17 protein-coding genes are annotated in these 21,420 nt (G+C 62.2%); 12 read left to right on the forward strand and 5 right to left on the reverse strand.

The genetic code is table 11. The features are described 5' to 3' along the window. The first annotated feature begins 91 nt into the window (after positions 1-91). Together FFS35_RS16145 and FFS35_RS16150 are read left to right on the forward strand one after the other, a co-directional pair. A complete protein-coding gene (locus tag FFS35_RS16145) occupies positions 92-1,753 on the forward strand; it encodes a hypothetical protein (RefSeq protein WP_100239907.1) in 1,662 nt (553 codons plus the stop codon). Beyond that, positions 1,723-3,387 (forward strand): hypothetical protein, encoded by a 1,665-nt coding sequence (locus FFS35_RS16150; RefSeq protein WP_100239908.1) that lies wholly within the window; start codon positions 1,723-1,725, stop codon positions 3,385-3,387. The genes FFS35_RS16145 and FFS35_RS16150 overlap by 31 nt, the downstream gene beginning before the upstream one ends. Here FFS35_RS16150 and FFS35_RS16155 read toward each other — a convergent pair. After that, a complete protein-coding gene (locus FFS35_RS16155; RefSeq protein WP_100239909.1) occupies positions 3,384-3,902 on the reverse strand; it encodes an SOS response-associated peptidase family protein in 519 nt (172 codons plus the stop codon). The two genes, FFS35_RS16150 and FFS35_RS16155, sit on opposite strands and share 4 nt — an antisense overlap. Before the next feature lie 57 nt (positions 3,903-3,959). Between FFS35_RS16155 and FFS35_RS16160 the strand changes: the two genes are divergently transcribed. From FFS35_RS16160 to FFS35_RS16170, 3 genes are all read left to right on the forward strand, one after another. Next, positions 3,960-4,574 carry an SOS response-associated peptidase gene (locus FFS35_RS16160; RefSeq protein WP_100239910.1) on the forward strand — a complete coding sequence of 205 codons (615 nt, stop codon included), beginning with the start codon at positions 3,960-3,962 and terminating at the stop codon, positions 4,572-4,574. A 31-nt stretch (positions 4,575-4,605) separates the two neighbouring features. Further along, positions 4,606-5,478, forward strand: coding sequence for a DUF4238 domain-containing protein (locus FFS35_RS16165; RefSeq protein ID WP_137787986.1), 873 nt, complete (start codon positions 4,606-4,608; stop codon positions 5,476-5,478). Between the two features lie 72 nt (positions 5,479-5,550). Then, on the forward strand, positions 5,551-6,639 hold the full coding sequence (locus FFS35_RS16170; protein ID WP_100239912.1) for a hypothetical protein: 1,089 nt from the start codon (positions 5,551-5,553) through the stop codon (positions 6,637-6,639). Here FFS35_RS16170 and FFS35_RS16175 read toward each other — a convergent pair. From FFS35_RS16175 to FFS35_RS20395, 3 genes are read right to left on the reverse strand one after another with little or no spacing between them, the layout of a single operon-like run. Next, positions 6,636-9,947, reverse strand: a complete 3,312-nt coding sequence (locus tag FFS35_RS16175) for an error-prone DNA polymerase (RefSeq protein WP_010124808.1) — start codon at positions 9,945-9,947, stop codon at positions 6,636-6,638. The two genes, FFS35_RS16170 and FFS35_RS16175, sit on opposite strands and share 4 nt — an antisense overlap. Beyond that, a complete protein-coding gene (locus tag FFS35_RS16180; protein WP_137787987.1) occupies positions 9,944-11,503 on the reverse strand; it encodes a DUF6504 family protein in 1,560 nt (519 codons plus the stop codon). The genes FFS35_RS16175 and FFS35_RS16180 overlap by 4 nt, the downstream gene beginning before the upstream one ends. After that, positions 11,424-12,155, reverse strand: a complete 732-nt coding sequence (locus FFS35_RS20395; protein ID WP_010124803.1) for a hypothetical protein — start codon at positions 12,153-12,155, stop codon at positions 11,424-11,426. The genes FFS35_RS16180 and FFS35_RS20395 overlap by 80 nt, the downstream gene beginning before the upstream one ends. 199 nt (positions 12,156-12,354) lie before the next feature. Here FFS35_RS20395 and FFS35_RS16190 point away from each other — a divergent pair, with 199 nt between their 5' ends. Next, positions 12,355-12,837 (forward strand): hypothetical protein, encoded by a 483-nt coding sequence (locus FFS35_RS16190; RefSeq protein WP_010124801.1) that lies wholly within the window; start codon positions 12,355-12,357, stop codon positions 12,835-12,837. A gap of 134 nt (positions 12,838-12,971) precedes the next feature. Continuing rightward, positions 12,972-13,529 carry a hypothetical protein gene (locus tag FFS35_RS16195; protein ID WP_010124799.1) on the forward strand — a complete coding sequence of 186 codons (558 nt, stop codon included), beginning with the start codon at positions 12,972-12,974 and terminating at the stop codon, positions 13,527-13,529. Positions 13,530-13,703: 174 nt separating this feature from the next. Here the strand turns inward: FFS35_RS16195 and FFS35_RS20400 are convergent, their stop codons facing one another. Next, on the reverse strand, positions 13,704-13,904 hold the full coding sequence (locus FFS35_RS20400; RefSeq protein ID WP_010124797.1) for a hypothetical protein: 201 nt from the start codon (positions 13,902-13,904) through the stop codon (positions 13,704-13,706). Positions 13,905-13,916: 12 nt separating this feature from the next. On the opposite strand from FFS35_RS20400, the gene FFS35_RS16200 reads away from it, so the two are divergent. The 5 genes from FFS35_RS16200 to FFS35_RS16220 all read left to right on the forward strand — a co-directional run bounded on the left by FFS35_RS16200 (position 13,917) and on the right by FFS35_RS16220 (position 21,336). Further along, positions 13,917-14,711 carry a type IV toxin-antitoxin system AbiEi family antitoxin gene (locus FFS35_RS16200; protein ID WP_237364578.1) on the forward strand — a complete coding sequence of 265 codons (795 nt, stop codon included), beginning with the start codon at positions 13,917-13,919 and terminating at the stop codon, positions 14,709-14,711. Further along, entirely contained in the window at positions 14,708-15,565 is an 858-nt protein-coding gene (locus FFS35_RS16205) for a nucleotidyl transferase AbiEii/AbiGii toxin family protein (protein WP_137787988.1), read from the forward strand. Before FFS35_RS16200 ends, FFS35_RS16205 begins: the two co-directional genes overlap by 4 nt. Positions 15,566-15,587: 22 nt before the next feature. Beyond that, positions 15,588-16,697 carry a metallophosphoesterase gene (locus FFS35_RS16210; RefSeq protein ID WP_100239914.1) on the forward strand — a complete coding sequence of 370 codons (1,110 nt, stop codon included), beginning with the start codon at positions 15,588-15,590 and terminating at the stop codon, positions 16,695-16,697. Next, the gene (locus FFS35_RS16215) at positions 16,694-19,321 is read left to right on the forward strand and encodes an AAA family ATPase (protein ID WP_010124791.1); all 2,628 of its coding nucleotides are present in this window, start codon (positions 16,694-16,696) and stop codon (positions 19,319-19,321) included. The genes FFS35_RS16210 and FFS35_RS16215 overlap by 4 nt, the downstream gene beginning before the upstream one ends. Positions 19,322-19,416: 95 nt before the next feature. After that, a complete protein-coding gene (locus tag FFS35_RS16220; protein WP_249341691.1) occupies positions 19,417-21,336 on the forward strand; it encodes a hypothetical protein in 1,920 nt (639 codons plus the stop codon). Positions 21,337-21,420: the final 84 nt, after the last annotated feature.

The following is a 21,420-nucleotide window of genomic DNA, read 5'->3' on the forward strand; positions in this document are numbered from 1 at the left end:
CTGAAGGAGGGGGCTTTCCTGTAACTGCTGCCCGAACGATGAAGGCATGTTAGCTAGGGGGCCTGGGCCAATAACGAGAATCGTCACCTGAATGCCGCACCACATCTTCTACTCCTGGCAGAGCGACACCGATAATCGAATTGGCCGCGGCTTTATCCAGCACGCGTTGGATCGTGCCATCCGCGCTGTGAACGCGGACGCGGACGTCGATCCTGCCGATCGCAATGTGCAGGCCGACCGCGATACGGTCGGGGTATCGGGCATGCCGCCTCTGGCCGAAACGATTTTCGGCAAGATCGACCGCGCTGTCGCCTTTCTCTCCGACCTCACGCATGTCGCGACGCGGGCAAAAGGGCAGCTTTCGCCCAATCCCAATGTCCTGCTCGAGCATGGTTGGGCGCTGAAGTCGCGCGGGTGGGCCAGGATGATCGGCGTGATGAACACGGCCATGGGTCACCCGGACGAGCATCCCCTCCCGTTCGACCTGACCCATTTCAAGCGGCCGATCCTGTTCTACTGCCCGCCGGATGCGACGGACGAGGATCGCCAAGCGGCCCGGCTCGGGCTGCAGAAGGATCTGGAGACCGCGCTTCGCCTGATCCTCGATGACGAGGTCCTGCGCGCGGCGCAGCCGCCGGAACAGCCACATCCTCACGATGTCGAATTGCTCCAGCGGTTCCGGACCCAGATCCCGGAGCGGCTACGCCAGTTCCTGCGCGAGCATAACTTCGGCGAACCCTATCCGCGAAAGGCGCTCGATCCGCTCGGCGATATCGCTGCCACATGGGCCGGGGCTGAGTTCGATTTCGAGGATCAAGTCCTGCAGGAGGCGGGCACGGCGCTGCGTGCGGCCAATAGCTCGCTGATGGAGCTGGTCTACGAACGCACCCATGTCATGGACCGCAATCCGAATATGGCGTGGCCGAGAACCGACTATAACGTGAAGCACGGCACCCAGCAGGGCACGCACGATGCCATCAGGGAATTGAATGCGCGATCTACGACCCTGATCGAAGCGATCGACGCTTTCGAGAAGGCCGGCCGCTCGCGGGTCCGTATCGCGGCGCCGGCACCGGCAGCGCCGCAGGTCGATCCCCGGTGGGAAGCCGCGAGGCAGGCAGCAGGGGAGCTTGCCGCCGACCGCATGCGGGGCGGGCTCCCTGAGATCGTCGCCGTTCCCAGCATGATCCTCCGCCTCGTTCCTCTTGCCGCGATGGATCGGCCTTCCCTTGACCCGAAGGTCGTGCTGGCCGCCGCATCGCGTTTTCCGCCTGACACGCAGGTCAGGGTCCAGTCGGATTCCGACGAGCGTCAGTGGTGGAGTTTCGGGCTGCCGCTGATCCGCACGGACAACAATCCCGAAACCAGATGGCGGACCCGCTTCGTGCGCCCTGGTGTCATCGAATATGAAGCGACCATTGGTGGTCGTGTCGATGATGCGGACGAGCAAATCCTCGTTGATGGCCGAGCGCTTGAAGGATCGATCGTGGCGCATGTTGAACGGCTAGCCGGCGTCCTCGCGGCGATCGGCCTAGCCGGACCAGGTCTGGTTTCCATCGCCTTGCGCGGCGTTGAGGATGTTGAGCTCACGCGGTCCCGTGGGGGCGGCAGGACGATACGAAAGCCGGAGCTGTTCCTACCCGAGTTGCAGGCGGAGGATCTTTCCGCCGCCATGCAGCCTCAGCTGCGCGACCAGTTCAATATCCTGTGGCAGGCGTCCGGATGGGCCGATGGCTCGCCGTCGTTCGGCTGACGAGCGACACCATGATCCTCAAGCCTCCTCCGCCTGAAACGGGAGACATCGGACTCGCGGGTTTTCGCGCGGCGGCCAAGCTTTACGAGGACACGCTGCGCAACAGGACCTACCGCGAGCTCTACCGAAAGGATCTCGCGAAGTGGCAGAAACTCTATGGGACGCTTGCGGGAAAGCGCGCGCCGGGCTCGGCCGCGGCGACGCACTTTGCGCGGCTGTCGGCGCTCTGTGGTGAGCTGCTCTCGGAATATGGCCCGGAGGCTCCACCGAAGAAGCGACCGTCCAAGGCAGTCGCCCCGGTTTCGCTGACCTACCCCGATTTCCCTGAGGAGATCACCCACCGGATCCACTTCCTGGAAGGACCGGGTATCCGCCGGCAACGCGCCGTTGAGCTGGCTACCTATGCGCCGGCCGTGTCGCGACAAACCTCTCCGCGCGGGCGCGCGCTCATCTCGATCGGGGTGCGCAAGGATCAGGTCCGGTTGTTCGAGCGCATTGTGGAATCGATCGGTGATCTCGCCACGGGCGACTATTCCGTCGCCGGCTTCGATATCGGCTATGTCATGCGGCCCGACGGAATTCCGCAGGGCCAATCCTGGACGTCCAATCCGCTCGATCCGACGTTGCCGATTGCGCGCATTTGGAACGAGAATGAAAAGGCGAGGGGTTACGGCTTTCAGGCCCGACTGCTTGGCCCCCAATGGCGGGGCGTCGACGGCAAGGGTCTTCCCGAAGACTTGCCCGACCTGACCGCAGGACCATGGGATCCAGATCCGCACTGGCAGCGTGTGCTCGAGCTTACGGAGGCTGATCGCCTCGACGAAGCGCTGGCCCTGGTGGAAGCCATTCCCGGCCGTGACCGCGAGCCGTTGTTCGACGAGGTCATCTATCTGCGGTTTCTCACCAAGACGCCGCTGCAGGCCCAGGATATCCGCGTCCTGGCCCGCAAACATGCCGAGAACTCGCTTATCGCCGGGCGACTGCTCGAGGAATTCGATGCTTTCCTCGACCATCTCGACGCCCAGTTCGCCTTGGAACCGCCGGTCCTTGAGGAGATGACCCGGTTGCGACCGGATTTTGGATCGTCGATGATCCCGCCGCTGCCACAGGCTGCCGATTGGGCGACATACCGGCGCCACATGGCGCAATTCTCCAACCCGAGCGGTCAGCGCGGCCGAATCTTCTCGAGGAATATCGGCGTCGCCGACACCGGCGCTTCGGAGTTTTTCGCGAACTCCATGGTGGCGGCCGAGGAAGCGTTTCGCCGGGAGCGTTCCATCCCTGAGATAGGGCGTGGCTGGGTGTCCGAGGTCGCGCTTTTCGATCTGGTTCGCTCGATTTGGCCCTCAGCGGTCCACCAATGGCGGCCGGCGTTCCTCGGTATGCAGTCCATCGACATCCATGTGCCGGAACTGGGCCTCGCAATCGAATATCAGGGACAGCAGCATTATGAACCGATCGCGCTCTTCGGCGGACAAGAAGGCTTCGAGCTTACCTGCGCGCGGGACGCGAAGAAGCGGTTGCTGCTCGCGCGTCACGGCACGCGTTTGCTCGAATGGCGCTTCGACGTGCCTGTAACCAGGGCCGCCTTGGTCAGTCAGCTCGCCGCAATGGCGATCGTCCTTCCAGATTAGAGCGCGAGCGCCTTTTGCCGCGGACCGCTCGTGATCTCTTCGACAACGAAGGTCCGCGCCGGGGGCGTTTCCAGCAGCTCGATTTCGGGGATCGTGTAATCGAGCCACTGCATCCGCTGTCGGCGCAGGATGATCGCGCCATGGCGATCCTGATACCGGCTGACCTCTGGATTGGCGGCGACCGTGATGACCCGGAACGACAACGGCCACTCGGCCAGCGCCGGCTCCCAGACCGCCGCCAGGTAGAAGAAGTTGCCGTCGTCGAGCTTCACTCGATACTGCTTGTCGCCCACGGTCATGTGAAATTCGGACGCCGGCACGAGGCAGCGCTGGTTGGGAAAGGTCTTCCCCTCCGATCGCGCGAACCGATACGACGTGCCGTCGCTAAAGCGGGGATTGGAGCCCCACCGCGCCTCGACCATTTCCACTTCTTGCATATCGTCCGGATTTCGCCGGATGATGGGCAAGAGCTTCTCGAGGGGAGCCTCGGAGTCGAAGGCTGTTGGCGTCGCCATACAAAGAACATATACGGAACGAACTTGAGTCGCAAGGGCGAGCGGAACGGATGATCGATGTGCAATGACTATCGTTTGGAGGTCGACATAGCCTCGATTGTCGAGGATTTCGACGACCTCAAGATCAAGATCAAAATGCCCGAGGGTACGCCGAATGTCGCGGCCCGCGAGGATATCAAGATCAGCGATATCGCGCCGATCGTCCGCAGCGGCGAGGGCAGGGGTGTGGGCGAACTCGTCAATCGACGATGGAGCTGGCCGGGGCACAACGGCAAGCCGGTCTACAATTATCAGTCGGAAGGGCGCGAGTTCTCCTCGCATCGCTGCCTGATCCTTGCCGACGGATTCTACGAGTTTACGCAGCCCGAGGATCCCAAACAGAAGCGCAAGACAAAGTGGCTCTTCACGATGCGAGACCATGATTGGTTCTGCATCGCGGGAATCTGGCGGTCGACGGCGGAGGGCGAGGCCTTCACATTGCTGACCACCGAGCCGGGCGAGGACATCAAGCCCTATCACCGGCGGCAGATAATCCCGCTTCCGCGCGATTCCTGGGCCGACTGGCTCGATCCGTCCGTACCGGCGAACGAGGTGCTGCGCGTCCTTCCGAAGGGTAGCCTCATCCCCACCCAGGTCTATCCGCCGCCGAGCCAGCAACAGGCGCTCTTGTGAGCCAGCGCCGGGAAGCTGCCGGAGATCCGGCTTGAGCGATCCAGATCGTCACCATTTCCTGCCGCAGTTCTATCTGTCCCGATGGGCGAACGGTCAGGGGCAGCTCTCGACCTATTCGCGCCAGCGCGGGAAACTCTTTGTGCGCGAATACGCGCCCAAGTCGATCGGGGCAGAGAAGGGCCTCTACGCCCTGAACGGTGTGGCGCCGGAGCATCGAAACGCGATCGAGCGTGAGTTCATGGGGCCGGAGGTGGATGACCCGGCTTCGCGGGCGCTGCGTATTCTGCTGAGCGAAACCCGGCCGGTCCTGCCGATGGATCTGCGCATGGCGTGGGTTCGTTTCCTAATGTCCTTGCTTATCCGCCTGCCAAACCTTCTCAGGAAACTAAAGGCCGATGCGTCAGAGATGCTGGCGCAGGAAATCATCAAGCGGCCCGAGGAATATGAAGCGCTGCGGCGGGCTATCGATCCGCCAACCCTCATGGAGTTTTTGCGCGAGCGTGGCATTGATGGCCTGGTCGAGGATTTCGGCACCACCCTCATCCCCGGCCTGGTCGAGCTTCCGCAGATGAAAGCCGACATTGCGCGGATGGACTGGCGCGTCTTTCATTTTCGCGACGGGCCCTACGGACTCGTTACCAGCGACTTCCCGATCTGCATGCTGCCCGGGCTCGCGTCACCGGACTGCCTGATCTCGCTGCCGTTGTCGCCGACGGCGATCTTCCTTGCCAGCTACAGCAGTGATCTCCTGAATCAGCTTGATGCCCTTCAGCCGCCAGCGCTGATCGACAGCGCGAACCGCATATCGATCCAGAGCGCGCAGCAATATGTCTATGCCGACAACAGGCAGTATTATGATCTCGTAGATCGCTTCCTCGAGCCCGTTTCTCGCGGGCCCGAATAGCCTTTCTGACTTTCCGATGCCGCGGCTGCTCGTCGAGCCTTGAACCCTCTCCCATTGTGATAGAAGAAGCCGATGAACCTCGAAGAAGACGCCAACATCTTTTTCCGGATTTCGGCCGATTTCCCGCGAGAGGATGTCGAGGCGATTGCGTCGAGGCTCGCCGGTTCTAACAGCCTCATCCCAGGGTTCATTGCGCCAGCGGCGGGCTTGGTGTCGATCGAAGCTCTTCTCTATGCGGAGCTCATTGACCGGTCGAGCACCGTCGTGCTGGTCGATCGCAATGTAGCGTCGCGGATGGCGAAGATTGCGAAGGAAGGGGTGCGCAGGCCGCTCGATGGTCCCACCCAGGTTGCCGTCGACCTCATGGCCTTGTCTCAATCCATGAATTTGGACCTGGAGCCGGTGATTGCTTTTCGTGAATTGGCGCACGCGCACGGAAACGAAGCCGCGCTTGAGGAACTGCAGTGGTTTCGTTCCGCCGATGTTGGGCAGGCGCATGCTTGGATCGATGTGGCTCTCGGCAGGGCTGACGCCCTTCCGTCGACCGGCCCGGCTGACCGCGAAGAGTATGACCTCGCGCAGCCATTCCATCGTTGGCGCTGCAATTACGTGGTGCTGCTCAAGGCTGCTGAACTCGAACTCTCACCGATGAGTCCGCGCGAGCGTGCCGAGAGGCTCTATCAGTGGATGGCCAGCGATTTCATCATCGCCGGACCCGCAGCGCTCTATAGCTCGATGTTCTTCTCGCCGTTCGCCGCCAAGGCGGGGCTGTTCAAGCAGCTCCGGTCGCCGGATCGGCAGCGAGCGCTAACCGGAATCCGCAATGCCGCCTGGGATGTCACGTATCTGAGTGATCTGTCACGGAGAGCGATGACGGAGCCTTACGAGACCAAACGGTTCCTGCTGGCAACAGCCGACAGAGCGCTCGCTGAGATCGCGCCGCTCCTCTTTATCGACGCCGAGGACATGGCAGGCTTCGAGACAGCGCTCGCTGCGAGAGTGGAGCCATGGTGGCGAGGTGATGCCGCAGCGGTTGCACGCTTCGCGACCGACGCCATGGCAGAGGCAGAAAGCCGGCCGCCTCCGGAAGGTCCCGAGGGTGTAGACGACTATGTTGGCTATCTCATGGGGCTCGGCGAGCAGAAGATTCTCGGCGGCTAGCGGAAGTCGCGCGGCTTGACCTTGATCCCCTCGGTCTGCCGTCCCGGAACGATGCCCGAGCCTAGCCGCAGATCAGGAATGAAGATGTCGCGCGGCTGCCGGCCGAGCGGCGATTCCGGGTCGCGTGGATCAGGGCGCATCGGGCTTTTGACCACGTCGGCACGGCTTAGCCGGTAGATATCGGCGACATCTGCCCGGTTGCCGACGCTCGCGAGCAGCGGCGACAGGTCTTCGAGCCGCTGCGCGATCACATGGATCACCTCGCCCTCGCGCTGGACCTGACCCCGCACACCCATCATCGACGAACCCAGCACGATGCGTCGATGTTTCTCAAAGACATTCGTCCAGACGACGAGGTTGGCGACATTCGTTTCGTCTTCGAGGGTGATGAACATGACCCCTTTCGCCGAGCCCGGCTTCTGTCTGACCAGCACGATCCCGGCGAGATTGATCCAACGGCCGTCCTTCACGGATTGAAGTTCCTCGCATGTGATTATCTTGCGGCTGCGCAGCTCGTCGCGCAGGAAGGCGAGGGGATGGGCACGTAGCGACAGACCGGACGCGCGATAGTCCTCGACGACTTCAGCGCCGGCGCCCATCGGCGCAAGAATGACCGTCGGTTCGATCGCTTCCTCTCGCAGCTTGCCCTCTCGCTCGTCGGCCGCGGCGAACAGCGGCAGCGCCGCGTTGCCGAGTCCCTTCACGCTCCATAGTCCCTGGCGCCGGGTGCTCCCCAGCGATCCAAATCCGTCGGCCTCGCCGATACGGTCGAGAGCGCCCCGGCCTACGCCCGATCGGCGCTGGATTTCTTCGACGCTCTCAAAGGCTTGATCGGCGCGCGCGGTGACGATGGCTGCGGCGTCCTTATTGGCAAGATCAGTCACCATGCGCAGACCCAGACGCACGGCGAGGTAGCGGCCGCCCGTGGGCTCCAGCGTGCAATCCCAGCGGCTGTGGTTCACGTCGATCGGGCGAACCTCAACCCCGTGCTGCCGCGCGTCGCGCACGATCTGAGCGGGCGCATAGAAGCCCATGGGCTGGGCGTTCAGGAGGGCCGCGCAGAATATGTCGGGGTGATGGCACTTCACCCAACTGCTGGCATAGGCGATCAGCGCGAAGCTCGCTGCGTGGCTTTCAGGGAACCCATAGGAGCCGAATCCCTCAATCTGCTTGAAAGTACGCTCCGCGAAATCCTGATCGTAGCCGCGTGAAACCATGCCATCGATCAGCTTGTCCCGAAAATGGGAGACGCCGCCGGTGAGCTTGAAGGTAGCCATTGCCCGGCGGAGGAGGTCGGCTTCGCTCGCGGTGAAGCCGGCGCACTCGATCGCCACGCGCATCGCCTGCTCCTGGAACAGCGGTACGCCCAAGGTCTTCTCGAGCACCCGTCGGAGCTCTTCGGTGGGGTAGGTAACCTCCTCCTCGCCGTTTCGACGCCGGCGGTAAGGGTGGACCATATCGCCCTGAATCGGTCCCGGGCGGACGATCGCCACCTGAATTACCAAATCATAGAAGGTACGCGGCGCCATCAGCGGAATGGAAGCCATCTGCGCGCGACTCTCGATCTGGAAAACGCCCAAAGTGTCTGCTTTGCGGATCATCGCGTAGGTCGCCGGATCCTCTGCCGGTATCGTGGCGAGATCGAGTTTCACCCCTTTGTCGGCCTCTAGGAATTCAAACGCTCTCCGCATGCACGATAACATGCCGAGGGCTAGGACATCGACCTTCATGAACCCCAATAGGTCGATATCGTCCTTGTCCCACTCGATGACTTGTCGGTCCTCCATTGCCGCTGGCTCGATCGGAACGAGCTCGTCGAGCCGATCGCGGGTGAGCACGAACCCGCCTGGGTGCTGCGATAGATGCCGCGGCGTATTGATGAGCTGCCGCGCCAGCTCCAGCGTCAGCGCGAGCCGCCGATCGCTGAGGTCCATGTTGAGCTCTTCGGCATGCTTTTCCTCGACGCCCTCGCGACTCCAGCTCCAGACCGCACCGGAGAGGCCGGCCGTCATGTCCTCGCTGAGACCCAGCGCCTTGCCGACGTCGCGGACCGCGCCGCGTGCACGATAGCGGGTCACGACCGCCGTCAACGCAGACCGCGTCCGGCCATAGGTCTCATAAATCCACTGGATCACTTCCTCGCGGCGCTCATGCTCGAAATCGACATCGATATCGGGCGGCTCGCGCCGCTCGGCCGAAACGAAGCGCTCGAACAGAAGCTCAGATCGGACAGGATCGATCGACGTGATGCCGAGTACGTAGCAAACCGCGCTGTTCGCCGCTGACCCTCGCCCCTGACAAATGATCTCACGCCGCCGCGCCTCGGCGACGATCGAATGGACCGTCAGAAAATACGGTGCGTATTCCAGATCGGCGATTAGCTTCAATTCGTGCTCGAGCTGGGTACGGACCTTGCCCTCGATTCCTTCAGGATAGCGCTCGGGCGCCTTTTCCCAGGTGAGCCGCTCCAGCTCTTCCTGCGGCGTTCGACCAGGAACGCTGATCTCGTCCGGATATTGGTAGCGCAGCTCTTCAAGACTGAACGTGCAGCGTTTTGCTACCTCCAGTGTGCGCGAGACCGGGGTGGCGTCGTTGAGATAACGGCGGAAGAGCCGGTCCATTTCCTCGCCGGTCTTCAGGTGGCGGTCTGCAAATCGTTCGCGCCGATCGCCAAGCTCGTCGATCGTGCATCGCTCTCGGACGCAGGTCACGACATCCTGCAGCATCCGCCGATCTGGCGAATGGTAGAGAACATCATTGGTGGCGACGGTCGGCACGCGGGCGGCGGCCGCCATGTTCGCGAGATCGCGCAGTCGGATCGCGTCCTTCGGCCGGCGGCGAATGGATAGCGCTAGATATAGGCGATCACGGAAGATCCTCCTGGCGCGCGAGAGCGCCCCTTCGGCCACCGTATCCGCGCGGTCCGGAACAAGGATCGCAATGAGACCCTCATGCCACTGCTCGAGGTCGGGCCAGTCAAGGTGGCAGGCACCCTTTCCAGCGCGCTCTTTGCCGATGCTCAGCAAGCGGCACATATGCCCATAGGCGGCGCGATCAGTCGGGTAGACGAGAAAGGCCGTGCCATCCACGAGATCCAGGCGGCAACCGATGATCGAACGTACGCCTGTCGTCTTCTCGGCGTCCCAAGCCCGCACGACGCCCGCCACGGAACTGCGATCGACGATACCGAGCGCGGGCAGTCCCAGCAGAGCCGCGGCAGCAAACAGCTCTTCGGGCGATGACGCGCCGCGCAGGAAGCTGAAATGCGTCGTGACCTGCAGCTCGACATAGCGGGCATCGCTTGTCATGCGAATGCGCCATGGATGAACCAGCGCATGTTGCCGGTGGCATGGCTGGTCCCGTCGCCTAAGCGAAACAGCCAGTAGCGGCCACCCGTTTGGGTCTCGACCTGATAATAGTCGCGGACAGTGAGGGCCTTTTCAGCTTCAATCCCGCTCTCACGCCACCATTCGCCATGGAGGCGTTCCGGGCCGTCCCCCTGGGTCACACGGTATCGTTTGCGCCGCCAGATGAACATGCGCGGAGCATCGTCCGGCAGAAGCGCAATCACTTCGATCGGCTCGGGCCGATGCAGCAACCGAGCGGGGCGGGGCAGGGCATCATCCCATCCCGCATCGGTGATTTTGCTCAGGGCCGGCAGCATGGTCGTGGAGCGCTCTGGCATCGCGCTCGCTTGTGGACTGACCCGGTGAAGGCTGCGTTGGCCGAACCGATTGGCTAGAGCATCGACCAGAGCCGCGAGGTCTGGACCCTGACGCCCGAGGCTATCGAGCCCTTCGCCCTGTGTTGAACCCAGAGCTTCGACGAGCGGGGTGACCAACGTCATGGCTTCGATGCCTTCGCCCGGCTCGATCGTCTCGATTTTGGCGCAGAGCAGCTTGGCGAGATGACGCGCATCACGAGACGCGGCGGCTGTTCCGACCCGGACCGCCTGATTGTGTCCGTCGACCCTATGGAAATAGCAATCGAGCCGGCGTGCGCCCTTGCCGATGTGGCTGAGCTGGTCGACGACATCGGACACGAGGTCGCCAATTACCAAGGCGAAGGCTTCCGGTGTCGCGATAGGCTCCATGAAACCCCGCCGAGCCTTTGGAAGGTGTTCGGGGAAGATCGGATCAATCGGCTCATGGAGCGTCCCCAACGCCTGGTCGAGACGTCGATGCAGCTCACGACCAAACCGCTTGGCAAGCGGTGGCCGCGGCGCGTCGATGAGCTGCTCAATGCGCTCGAACCCCAATTTTCGCAGGGCTTCGACATCACCTCCGGGAAGTCGGAGCGCCGATATCGGCAGAATCGCGATCGCCTTGCGGTGATCTCCGGGCTCGATTGTGACGGGCCGACCCGCAGGGACATGCCGTGCAACGGCGTGAGCACAGCCCGCAGTGTCGGCAACCGCGATTTGCACCGAGAGCCCGGACGCCGCGATGCGACGATGAAGATCCTTTAGGAGCGCCTTCTCCGTCCCGAACAGCGACGCGCAACCCGTGATGTCGAGCCAGAGCCCGTCCGGTGCATCGGGGGACACAAACGGTGAGTAGCGCCGACCTGCCCAGAGCGCGAGACGGCGCAGGCCCTCAAGATCCGCATCGGGCTCCGCGTCGACCACCCGGAGTTCTGGCGCCAGCGAGCGCGCTTTTGTGACTGTCATTCCTGGTTTGATGCCGAGAGCGCGAGCGCCAGCATCGATCGCTGCGATGACGCGGCGACCGTGGTCCGGGATGGCCGTCACCAGCGGCGCATCGCAGGCGATTGTATCGTGCCGCTCAGGCGACGAACTTGCGTTCTTCCTGCGCAGCCGGTCGGTCGACCAGTGCGGCAGGAAGAGCGATACGACCCGTTGCATCGCAGCCCTCCACAATCCAGCTGTGCGGATTTCCGCCGCGCACGCGTTCCAGCTCAACCCGCCAGCGTGGTCGCCCCAGGCTCGGAATGCCGAGATCTTCACTTGGGTGAGCCGTTACTCGCCAACGCGTTGCGGCCGCCGTTCCCTCGACGGCCTGTTCAACCCTGGAAGCGCGCCGGAAGACGAAGGCGGCAACGCCCGAACTTTCTGCTGCAAGCTGCAGGCGCTTGGAGGCAGTAGTCGAATATTTCTCCACCTCCCCGACCACCCCGGCAAGGCCTGGTTGGCGCAAACATTCCTCCATCGCGAGGAGCACGTTGGTATCGCTGCCAGCCTCGACGTGAATTACGCGGTTCGGATGCAGCCCCGCCAGGTGAAGGGCAGGGGCGAAGAGATCGCGCCAGCGGAGGCACCAGAAAACCGGACCCTCTACACGCGCGAGAATTCCGGCAAGGAATACGGTAGCGCTCGCCTCATCAGCCAGATCGGTACTGCCCGCGATCTCGTGAAGCGTGCCGGTGGCTATGCCACCGCCTGGCAGGCGACAATCAATGCTCTCGATCCCGAACGGAATGGCGTCGTGTCGCCCATCAGTGCCCTCGATCTGCGCGATGCGCGCACGTAGATCATCAAGGACGGCTGACTCGCGCATAGCATCACAGAGACTCGGAAGGTGATTAATTCGTTCCCTCTTTGTTCTGACGAGGGCGCACCAGAGTCAAGCGTGATGGAGATCGCCTCTCGCGCCGTCGCCGCAACGACCGGCGAAAAAGGGGCACATTTCCGACGCGAAAAAATTCGTGGTGGTCTCTTGGATAGCGGCCGACGTTGGAATCCGGCAGATTGCTCTGATGAACGATCTTAATGGCAAGTCTATCGCGGAGATGCTCGCGCTCCATGCCGCAATCAACGAGGAACTACGATCGCGCAATGTCTTGCGGTCTGCCAACAATCCGACGGGAGACCTGGCCGAATATCTCTTTTGCACAGCTTTCGGTTGGGAGCAGGAGGCCAATTCGAAGAAGGGCTTCGACGCGGCGGACTCGGACGGCGTCCGCTATCAGATCAAGGGCCGCCGGCTGCACAGGCGCAACAAGTCGCGTCAGATGTCGGCGATCCGGTCGACGGACGGTTTCGATATATTGGCCGGCGTTCTCTTTAACGACGACTTCTGCGTCATTCGCGCGGCGCTGATCCCTGCAAGCGTGGTGTTCGAGCGAACAAGCTTCGTCGATTATACGAAGAGCCATAAATTCTACCTTCGTGATGATGTGTGGGATGCACCAGGCGTGAGCGACGTTACCGAGCGCCTCCGGGCCGTCGAGCAGGCCTAGATACCAAGTGCGGCTGAGCTGCGGTGGCCGCCGCGCGAGCGGCCAAGCGGGCAAGAAGTGTTACAGCAGAAAAAACTGACGAAAGACGCACGAACGGGATTCACATTGCCGCAAGCGATGCTAAGATTCATCTTATGTTCCACCAAGCCGACCTTTTCGATGCCGTTGAAGTCGGCCAGGGAGCGCCTGCCAAGAGCCTGAATTTGCCGGCGCTGATCGAACGGATCGCGGATTTCTCGCCGCGACCGCGCTACGCGTTCATGGTCCTCAACCTCATTGCCAAAGCCGCCGGGGGAAACAGCGGTTCAGCGGGCCCATATGTCGATACCGAGGACGAGGTTCGCGTGCCGCTCCGCGATTGGCTGTGCGATTCACTGGTTCCGATGGCAAAGCGCGATGCGCGCCGCCTGATCATCGTCGAAGAGGTCAAAGCGTCGCTCGCTGCGCAGGACGCCTTGCCAGAGGACCCAGGGGAGGCAGCAAAGGCGATCGACAATGAGGTTCGTGAGCGGGTCCGGCGCTCTGGTCGGTGCAATGTCAGTCGCGCCGTCTCCGATCTCGTCCGCGCCGGTCTGGTCCGGCGACACTATCAGGGCTACCGTGTAGACCACCATAATCGTGGCGCTCAACGTGAGGCGGTGTACACGATCACTGAGGCAGCCGCGCGGGCCCTTTGGTCGCAAAGGGCCTGATACCCCATCCGATGAAGCTCGTTTCACAGATTTGCCGTTTTCAACGATTCGTTGAAATGCGCGTTTCAGTGAAATTATTTGCTATTTCAGCCGAATCGTGGTTTCAGCGGTTCGGTGAAAGACCCAATTGGCATCGAACGACGGGCGGCAGAAGCGCTTGAGGCCTTTCTAGGCTCAATCCCTCAATTCGCCGTCGGCCCAATGACGCTGAGTGGCAAGCCAGGCGAGGCTGATCGAGGCGTAGACATCGTCGCTGAAACCGAATTCGCCGGCCGACCACTCAGACTCGTGGTCGAGGTCAAAAGCAACGGGCAACCCCGGATTGCGCACCAAGTAGCCTACCAGCTCAAACGTTATCTGAATCAGACTGGCCAAGAGGGCGTGCCTATGTTCATCGCGCCCTATTTATCCGAACAGGCGCAGGCGGCATGTCGCGAGGAAGACATCGCCTACCTTGATTTCCAGGGCAACGCGCGCCTCGTTGTCGATACCATCTTCATCGAGCGCAAGGTTGAAGGGAAACCCGATCCCGAACGACGTTCTCTGCGCACCCTATTCAAGCCAAAGTCGACCCGGATCCTGCGCGTATTGCTGAACGAGCCGCATCGGCCTTGGCGCGTGACCGAGCTTGCTGAAGAAGCCAAGGTCAGCCTCGGGCTGGTCAGCACGATCGGCACCGCCCTGCGTGAACGGGAATGGGCCGACCAGAGCGAACAGGGGCTGCGGCTCGTCGATCCTTCCGGTTTGCTGGACGAATGGGCCCGCAACTATGAGCAGCCCAGAGGGGAGGAGGTCCGCCTCTATACCCACCTTCATGGCAAAGCCCTAGCGGAGCGGCTGCGTGATCTAGCAACCGAGCAGGGAAGGGTGGCGCTGGCCTCGTTCAGCGCGGCCGATTGGTACGCGCCCTTCGTTCGCCAGAGCACCAGCTATTTCTACGCGGACGAGAAGGGCCTTGGCGCCTTGCAAACAATCCTAAATCTGACTGCACCCGCAAAGGGTGCGAACATTGTCGTGCGCGTCCCCGATGAGGATGGCGTGCTCGACGACGCGCGGGCCGTCGCACCGGGGATCATCGCGACTAGCCCGGTTCAGACCTATCTCGATCTCATGGCGGGCGGCGAGCGCGGCGTCGAAGGGGCAGAACATCTGAAGGACAAGCTTTTGCGGTGGCCTTCATGAACGACGAACCGCAATCGGCCACAGACTATGACGATCGCACCAGCGCCGCGGTGAAGTCGGTGCTCGTTGAGATTGGCCAGACACTGGGCAGCTTTCGCGGGAAGTTCGCGGTTATCGGCGGCGCCGTGCCTTGGCTGCTGCTCGAGGACAGCGAGATGCGCCACGTCGGCACACTCGACATAGACCTCAGTCTCGACGCACAGGCTCTGGCCGCCGGCGAAGAATATGTCGCTCTTGTCGATGCCCTCCACGGGCAGGGTTACGCCCCCCGCGACACGCTTAGATATTTCCAGATGGTCCGGACGGTGCAGCCGAAGGATGACGGACCTCCGATCGATGTGATCGTTGATTTCCTGCGCCCCTATGACGCCGTCCTGGAGAAGAACCGGCCGCCGCTCACCACTGAATTCGCAACCCAGCGTGCATCCGGCGCGGAGCTTGCCATTCATTTCCATGAGCTCGTCGCGATCGAAGGCGATATGCCCAAGGGCGGGACCAACAAGGTGATGATCGCCGTCGCCTCGATTCCGGCGCTTCTCGCCATGAAGGGCTTCGCGCTCGATGGGCGCTACAAGCAGAAAGACGCCTACGACGTCTATTATTCGATCCGGAATTATCCCGGAGGAATCGAAGCACTCGCGGGCGATTGCCGCCCGCTGTTGGAGCATCGAAGTGGCCGGGATGGCTTCGCGCATGTGGTTGCGAAATTCGACGATCCGGACGGCTATGGTCCTACATGCGTGCGCAACTTCGTAGAGGGCTCGGATATCCTGGACGGCCGAACGCCGGACGAATGGCAGCAGGACGCCTTTGGTCAGGTCGACGCCTGGGCTCGCGCGATGGGACTTAGATGACACACGGATCCGCGGGGCCACAATGAAGCTCATTCACACCGCCGACTGGCAGCTCGGAAAACCATACGGGCGGTTTGAGCCGGAAGTGCGCGCCGCACTTTCCGAGGCGCGCTTCGATGCCATCGATGCGATCGGGAGGGAAGCAGCTCGTCACGGTGCGGCTCATGTTCTGGTCGCGGGTGATGTCTTCGACACCGAGGGACCTGAAGACCGCACGATCGTTCAAGCGATATCCCGCATGGAGCGCCATGCGTGCCGGTGGTGGCTCCTCCCGGGCAATCACGACTTTGCCCGCAATGGCGGTCTCTGGGACCGTGTTCGCCATCGCGCGGGGGGCGGTATCACCGTCTTATCGGAAGCGCAGGCCCACGAAATCGAGCCCGGAATCTGGCTCCTTCCAGCGCCCCTGACGCATCGCCACAACCTTGATGATCCCACCGAGCTTTTCGACACCATGGCGACACCGGGAGGCCGCATCCGCATTGGCCTCGCGCACGGATCGATCCACGACTTCGGCACTCAGGGCGAGACCAAGAACCAGATCGCGCCCGACCGGGCTCGTCGCTCCACGCTCGATTATCTCGCGCTTGGAGATTGGCACGGGACGCTCAATATCGAGGCGCGCACCTGGTATGCGGGCACCCCCGAAACCGATCGCTTCCAACGCGATGAACCTGGTCAGATACTATTGGTCGACATCGGCGAAGGTCGCGATCCGGTGGTGACGCCAATCCGCACGGGGCGCTTCCAGTGGATCAAGCGAAGCTGGACAGTGAACGATCAGGCCGGCTTCGATGCCGAGTGCGACCAATTGTTGGGATCGATCGATCCGCCTTCGACGCTCCTTGAACTATCGCTGGCCGGAATCACGAGCCTTACGGACCGGGTCGGGATGCTGGGCAGACTCGAAAACGATGTCGGGCACCGTGTCCGCTATCTCGACGTTCGCGCAGTCGATCTTGTCGGCCGCCCCAGTGCAGACGATCTTGCTAGCCTCTCGGTTGAGGGCATGCTCGGCGTCGCCGCGGCGAAACTTTCTGCGGCAATTGAAACAGGCGGCCCCGATGGGTTGATTGCAAAGCGCGCCTTGGAGCGTCTCTTCGTCGAGTACAGCCGGGAGGACAGGGCATGAGCCTGTACCTGCGCCGTATCGCCATCGACGGCTTCCGCAAGTTTCGGGAGCCGATGGCGATTGAAGGGCTCACCGACGGTCTCAACGTTGTCATCGAACCCAATGAGACCGGCAAGTCGACAGTGCTCGAGGCGCTTCGCGCGGCATTTTTCGTTCGCCACGGTACGAAGAACCAGCTCGCCCAATCGTTCGCGCCTTATGGGGAAGCCGTCGGTCCGGAAATTCAGGTTTCGTTCGATGCCGATGGCGCACCATGGACGGTGACCAAGCGCTTTCTGCGCGGCGCATCGATCGAGGTCACCGGTCCACAGGGTAGAGCACAGGGCGAGGAAGCGGAAGCCCGCCTACACGCGCTGCTGGGATCGGTGCGCGACACCAGTCAGAAGGGCGACGCCGGCACATACGGCGCGCTTGGACTTCTTTGGGTTGCACAAGCTGAGGCACTCGCGGTCACCGGGCCAGGCCAGATAGTGCGTGACACGGTCCGCTCGACGCTTGAAGCCGAGGTCGGTTCGATCATGGGCGGCCCCGCCTACACGCGCGTCCGAACCCGGATCGACGAGCAATATGGGCGCTACTGGTCCCCAACCGGGCAGAAGCGCGGGCGGCAGAACGAAGCACGAGAGCGCGTTGACCAGGCTGAAGCGGCCGCCCGCGACGCCGCCGAACGTCTGGCTGGACTTGAGAGGACGTTCTCCGAACTCGAAAATGCGCGCTTCAGACTGAAGGTCGTTCACCGCGAGATCGCGGACGACACAGACGTGCAAACGCGGAAGGATCTCACTGCTTCTCTCGAGACGGCGCGCGCAGCTGCGCAAATCCTCGCGACCCGGCGGGCCGAGCATGAGGCCATCAGCGCGAAGACGCGAAACCTTGAAGATCTCGTCGATCGGCATCGCAAGGCGACCGACGAACGCACTAGCGCTGAACTCGCGCTGGGTGTTGCGCGCTCACGCCGCGCCGAAGTCCGCGAAGGCTTGGCCACAGCGCAGCAACGGCTCGTTGAAGCGCGCAGCGCCTTGGAAGCCGCGCGCACCGCTCGCCAGGAAGCTCGAGGTGCCCTCAGCACGGGCGAGGAGCTTTTACGCGCGTCGCGGCGCCGCAGCGCGGTGTCCGCGGCACGCGCGCGTCACGCCGAGCTGATCGACCTCGAGCGGCTTCAGGAAGAGGCCACAGTCCTCACCGCGTCGCTGATACCGGCCAAGGCGATGGATGCGATCGAGGCAAACGAGCGACTCGTAGCTGAGGCGCGCGCGGCGCTCGCCGCAGGTGCGACGCGGATTGCCCTTGTCGGGAACGCTGAGGGCATATCGATCGATGGCGAACCGATGGCGCTCGGCGAGCGAACCCTGTCGGGTGAGACCCGTCTCCGGTTCGGCAATGCCGAGCTGATTATCACGCCGCCGGCCGGGGCGGCGAGCGCTGAGGGAGCGCTCTCCTCGGCGCTGGAGCGACAAAAGTCTGCATTGGGCGAGTTCGGGCTCACGAGCTTGGCGGAGGGGCGCGCTCGCAATGATACCGCGCGAGACGCAGTAGGCGAGTTGCGCACGATCGCGGCGCGCATCTCCGCCGTGACGCCGGCCGATGCCCTTATCGGGCTCGCTGCCGGCCCCGATGCGCTCAAGCTCTTCATCGCTGAAATGAACGACGAGAGTAAGACCGTCGAAGCCGACATCCCCGATATCACACTCCTCACTGCCCGGCTCGAAGCGGCCGACACCGCTCTCGCGAGGGCGGAAGGTGCACAGGAAAGCGCTGTTGAGGCGCTCCGCCGAGCAGAACAAGAGGACGCGCCGCTGGCCAGCGCGGAAGCGGGCGCGGCCAGCACGCTCGCCAACGCTAACAGTCAGATCGAGACGATCGAAGGCCGCCCGGAATTCCCAACCCTGGCGGCAGACGTCGTTCGGGCCCGCGAACAGATGGCTGAAGCAGCCGTGAAGCTTGAGGAGGCCACCCGGGACGCGACTGCGCACGATCCTGCGGCGATCACGCGAAGGATCGAGACAATCGATGCGCGGGTAAAGGCGGCGGGGGAGGCTCGTGCCAAACTCGAGATGGACGTCGCGCGGCTGGAGGGGACTGTCGAGAGCGAGGGCGGGAAGGGGCTCGCCGATCGGGAGGCAGGGGCTCGCGAGGAGGCTGAGGCGGCACGTGCGGCACTACAGCGGATCACCGAGGAAGCCGACACGCTGAAGTTGTTGCGCGATACGCTCGATGAAGCGCGGGATGAGACGTCGGCAAAGTTTGTAGGGCCCGTCGCCAAGCGCGCGAAACGCCATATCGAGCGGCTCTTGCCCGGCTGCGACCTGAGCTTTTCTGAGGACCTCACGCTGGAGGCGATTGTGCGAGGCGGTATCAGCGAAGGGTGCGGCGATCTTTCCCGCGGCACACAGGAGCAGCTGGCGGTCCTGACACGGATCGCCTTTGCCGACATGCTCCTGGAGCAGGGCCGTCCGGTGTCACTGATCTTGGATGACCCGCTTGTCTATGCCGATGACGCGCGGCTCGACCTTATGGTCGAGATCTTGAGCGAGGCGGCAGAGCGGATGCAGGTTATCCTGCTGACTTGTCGGGACAGGGCTTTCAGGCACGTCGCCGCGAACCGTGTGTCTATAGACCGATGACGTGCTGGCTGAAGCCTGCGCACTGCCGGGGATGGCGCGTGACAGCAACAGTTCGGGCAGGCGCTATAAAGACGAGATGTTGGGGGGATTAGAAAATGGGCGTGAAAAAGCATTTTCCTCGCGGATCCGAGTGGCGGCAGTGGGATCTGCATATCCACACTCCTGCTTCTTTTCATTGGAAGGGAGAGCGCTTCTCAGCGAGTGGATGCACAAGCCGGGACAACGAGTTGATCGACGAGATGATAACGGCGATCAATGATACCGCTCCGGCGGTCTACGCCATCCAGGATTATTGGGGTTTCGATGGGTGGTTCGCGCTGAAACGGCGGCTAAGCGAAGGGACGGGTCCCGGACTAGAAAAGACCGTTTTCCCCGGCATCGAGCTACGGCTTGCTGCGCCGATCCAAGGGCGCTTGAACGCGCACGTTCTATTTTCGGATGAAATTCCCGATCAGCATCTCAAAGACTTCCTTTCGGCCCTGAAGCTCGAGATCACCGGCCAGCCGCTCTCTCCTCACGCTCTCATCGCCTACGCCCGGGCGGCCAACGCAGACAAATTGAAGACCCACAGCTTTGAAAAAGCCGAGGTCATGGCGAGCGACGAGACGGCGCTCCGCGCTGGCTACGTGATAGCGGAGCTCAATGTCGACAGCTACAAAGCTGCGGTTCGGGCGGTCCCAGACGGCATGGCTCTAGGTTTCATGCCGTTCGAAACGAACGATGGGCTCGCATCCGTCAAGCATCAGGAACATTACGCTTACGCAATCGGCCTATTTGACAGCTCGCCAATCTTCGAGACCAGAAAGGAAGGCCTCTGGAATGCCTTCGTCGGTCGCAAGTGCCCAGAGAACGAGAGTTTTTTCGATGCCTTCCAGGAATCGATCGGAGGAATCCCTCGGCTGCCAGTTTCAGGCAGCGATGCGCACCAATTACGTGGGACCGCTGGTGACAACAATGCGCGCGGATATGGCGACTTCCCCTCTCAGCGGATCACATGGATCAAGGCCGACCCCACGTGGCGGGGCCTGCAGCAAGCCATCAAAGAGCCGTTCAAGCGATGCCACATAGGCCTTACGCCACCCAAGTTGCAGCGGATCTCTGCGAACAAGACCTTTTACATCGACACTGTGTCCCTCTCGAAGGTCGATGGCAGTTCGTTGGCAGAGACCTGGTTCGACGGTTGCGCAATTCCCTTCAACGCGGATCTCGTGGCGATCATCGGTAACAAAGGCAGCGGAAAGAGTGCCCTAGCGGATGTGCTGGCACTCGTTGGAAACTCGCAAGAACATGCTCATTTTTCGTTTTTAAAAGCGGATCGATTTCGAGGCAAAGCCGGCGAGCCGGCGCGGCAATTTTATGGCAAGTTAGATTGGCTGGCCGGAGAGCCGAGCCAAGCGAATCTAGCTGCCAACCCGGCCCCTGATCGAGTGGAGATGGTCCGTTATGTGCCGCAGGGGCGTTTCGAGGCTCTGTGCAACGAGCATGTGACCGGCAAATCAGAGAACTTCGAACGTGAGCTTCGGTCCGTTATCTTCTCTCACATACCAGCTGAAGACCGTCTGGGCGCACTTGACTTCGACCAGCTCATCGAGGCGCAGGAGAGCACCCTTCGCGCGCGGCTAGATGAAGCCAGAAAGAATCTGGTTACCCTGAACCGTCTCATCGCCGGAACAGAGGACCAACTCCATCCTTCGATTAGAAAGAATATCGAAGAACAAATCCATTTGAAATCCGTTCAACTGGCGGAGCTGGAGCTAAGCAAACCACCTGCGATCGCCGCTCCTGCAGAGACTCTTACGCCTGATCAGGAAACCGCCGCCGCTACGCTGGCAGAGATTTCCACGGCGATCGCTGCGTTGGCCGACGAAGAAAAGGCTATTGGCGAAGCGTTGACGAGACTCTCCGCGCAGCGGAAAGCGGCGCGCGATGTTCTCGAGCGGTTCGCGCTCATTCGGGAGCAGATCGCGGCGGCGGGTACCGAAATCGGGCTCTGTTGCAAAAATCGTGAAGCTTGAGCATGCTTGGCGGAGATTGGACGGACGGAACGATGACGGATTTCAAGTGGCGCCATTTCCAGGGTGATGTGATCCTGTGGGCGG

The sequence above is a fragment of the Sphingomonas sp. 3P27F8 genome (genome assembly GCF_005502745.1).
Classification (GTDB): Bacteria; Pseudomonadota; Alphaproteobacteria; order Sphingomonadales; family Sphingomonadaceae; genus Sphingomonas.

What these genes read in the sequence shown, in the direction of transcription:
- FFS35_RS16215 (WP_010124791.1), top strand. Translation starts at nt 16,694, where the DNA reads ATGAGCCTGTACCTGCGCCGTATCGCCATCGACGGCTTCCGCAAGTTT.
- FFS35_RS16155 (WP_100239909.1), bottom strand. Translation starts at nt 3,902, where the DNA reads ATGGCGACGCCAACAGCCTTCGACTCCGAGGCTCCCCTCGAGAAGCTC.
- FFS35_RS16175 (WP_010124808.1), bottom strand. Translation starts at nt 9,947, where the DNA reads ATGACAAGCGATGCCCGCTATGTCGAGCTGCAGGTCACGACGCATTTC.
- FFS35_RS16160 (WP_100239910.1), top strand. Translation starts at nt 3,960, where the DNA reads ATGTGCAATGACTATCGTTTGGAGGTCGACATAGCCTCGATTGTCGAG.
- FFS35_RS16150 (WP_100239908.1), top strand. Translation starts at nt 1,723, where the DNA reads ATGGGCCGATGGCTCGCCGTCGTTCGGCTGACGAGCGACACCATGATC.
- FFS35_RS16170 (WP_100239912.1), top strand. Translation starts at nt 5,551, where the DNA reads ATGAACCTCGAAGAAGACGCCAACATCTTTTTCCGGATTTCGGCCGAT.
- FFS35_RS20395 (WP_010124803.1), bottom strand. Translation starts at nt 12,155, where the DNA reads ATGCGCGAGTCAGCCGTCCTTGATGATCTACGTGCGCGCATCGCGCAG.
- FFS35_RS16190 (WP_010124801.1), top strand. Translation starts at nt 12,355, where the DNA reads ATGAACGATCTTAATGGCAAGTCTATCGCGGAGATGCTCGCGCTCCAT.
- FFS35_RS16145 (WP_100239907.1), top strand. Translation starts at nt 92, where the DNA reads ATGCCGCACCACATCTTCTACTCCTGGCAGAGCGACACCGATAATCGA.
- FFS35_RS16210 (WP_100239914.1), top strand. Translation starts at nt 15,588, where the DNA reads ATGAAGCTCATTCACACCGCCGACTGGCAGCTCGGAAAACCATACGGG.
- FFS35_RS16220 (WP_249341691.1), top strand. Translation starts at nt 19,417, where the DNA reads ATGGGCGTGAAAAAGCATTTTCCTCGCGGATCCGAGTGGCGGCAGTGG.
- FFS35_RS16200 (WP_237364578.1), top strand. Translation starts at nt 13,917, where the DNA reads ATGTTCATCGCGCCCTATTTATCCGAACAGGCGCAGGCGGCATGTCGC.
- FFS35_RS16195 (WP_010124799.1), top strand. Translation starts at nt 12,972, where the DNA reads ATGTTCCACCAAGCCGACCTTTTCGATGCCGTTGAAGTCGGCCAGGGA.
- FFS35_RS16180 (WP_137787987.1), bottom strand. Translation starts at nt 11,503, where the DNA reads ATGCAACGGGTCGTATCGCTCTTCCTGCCGCACTGGTCGACCGACCGG.
- FFS35_RS16205 (WP_137787988.1), top strand. Translation starts at nt 14,708, where the DNA reads ATGAACGACGAACCGCAATCGGCCACAGACTATGACGATCGCACCAGC.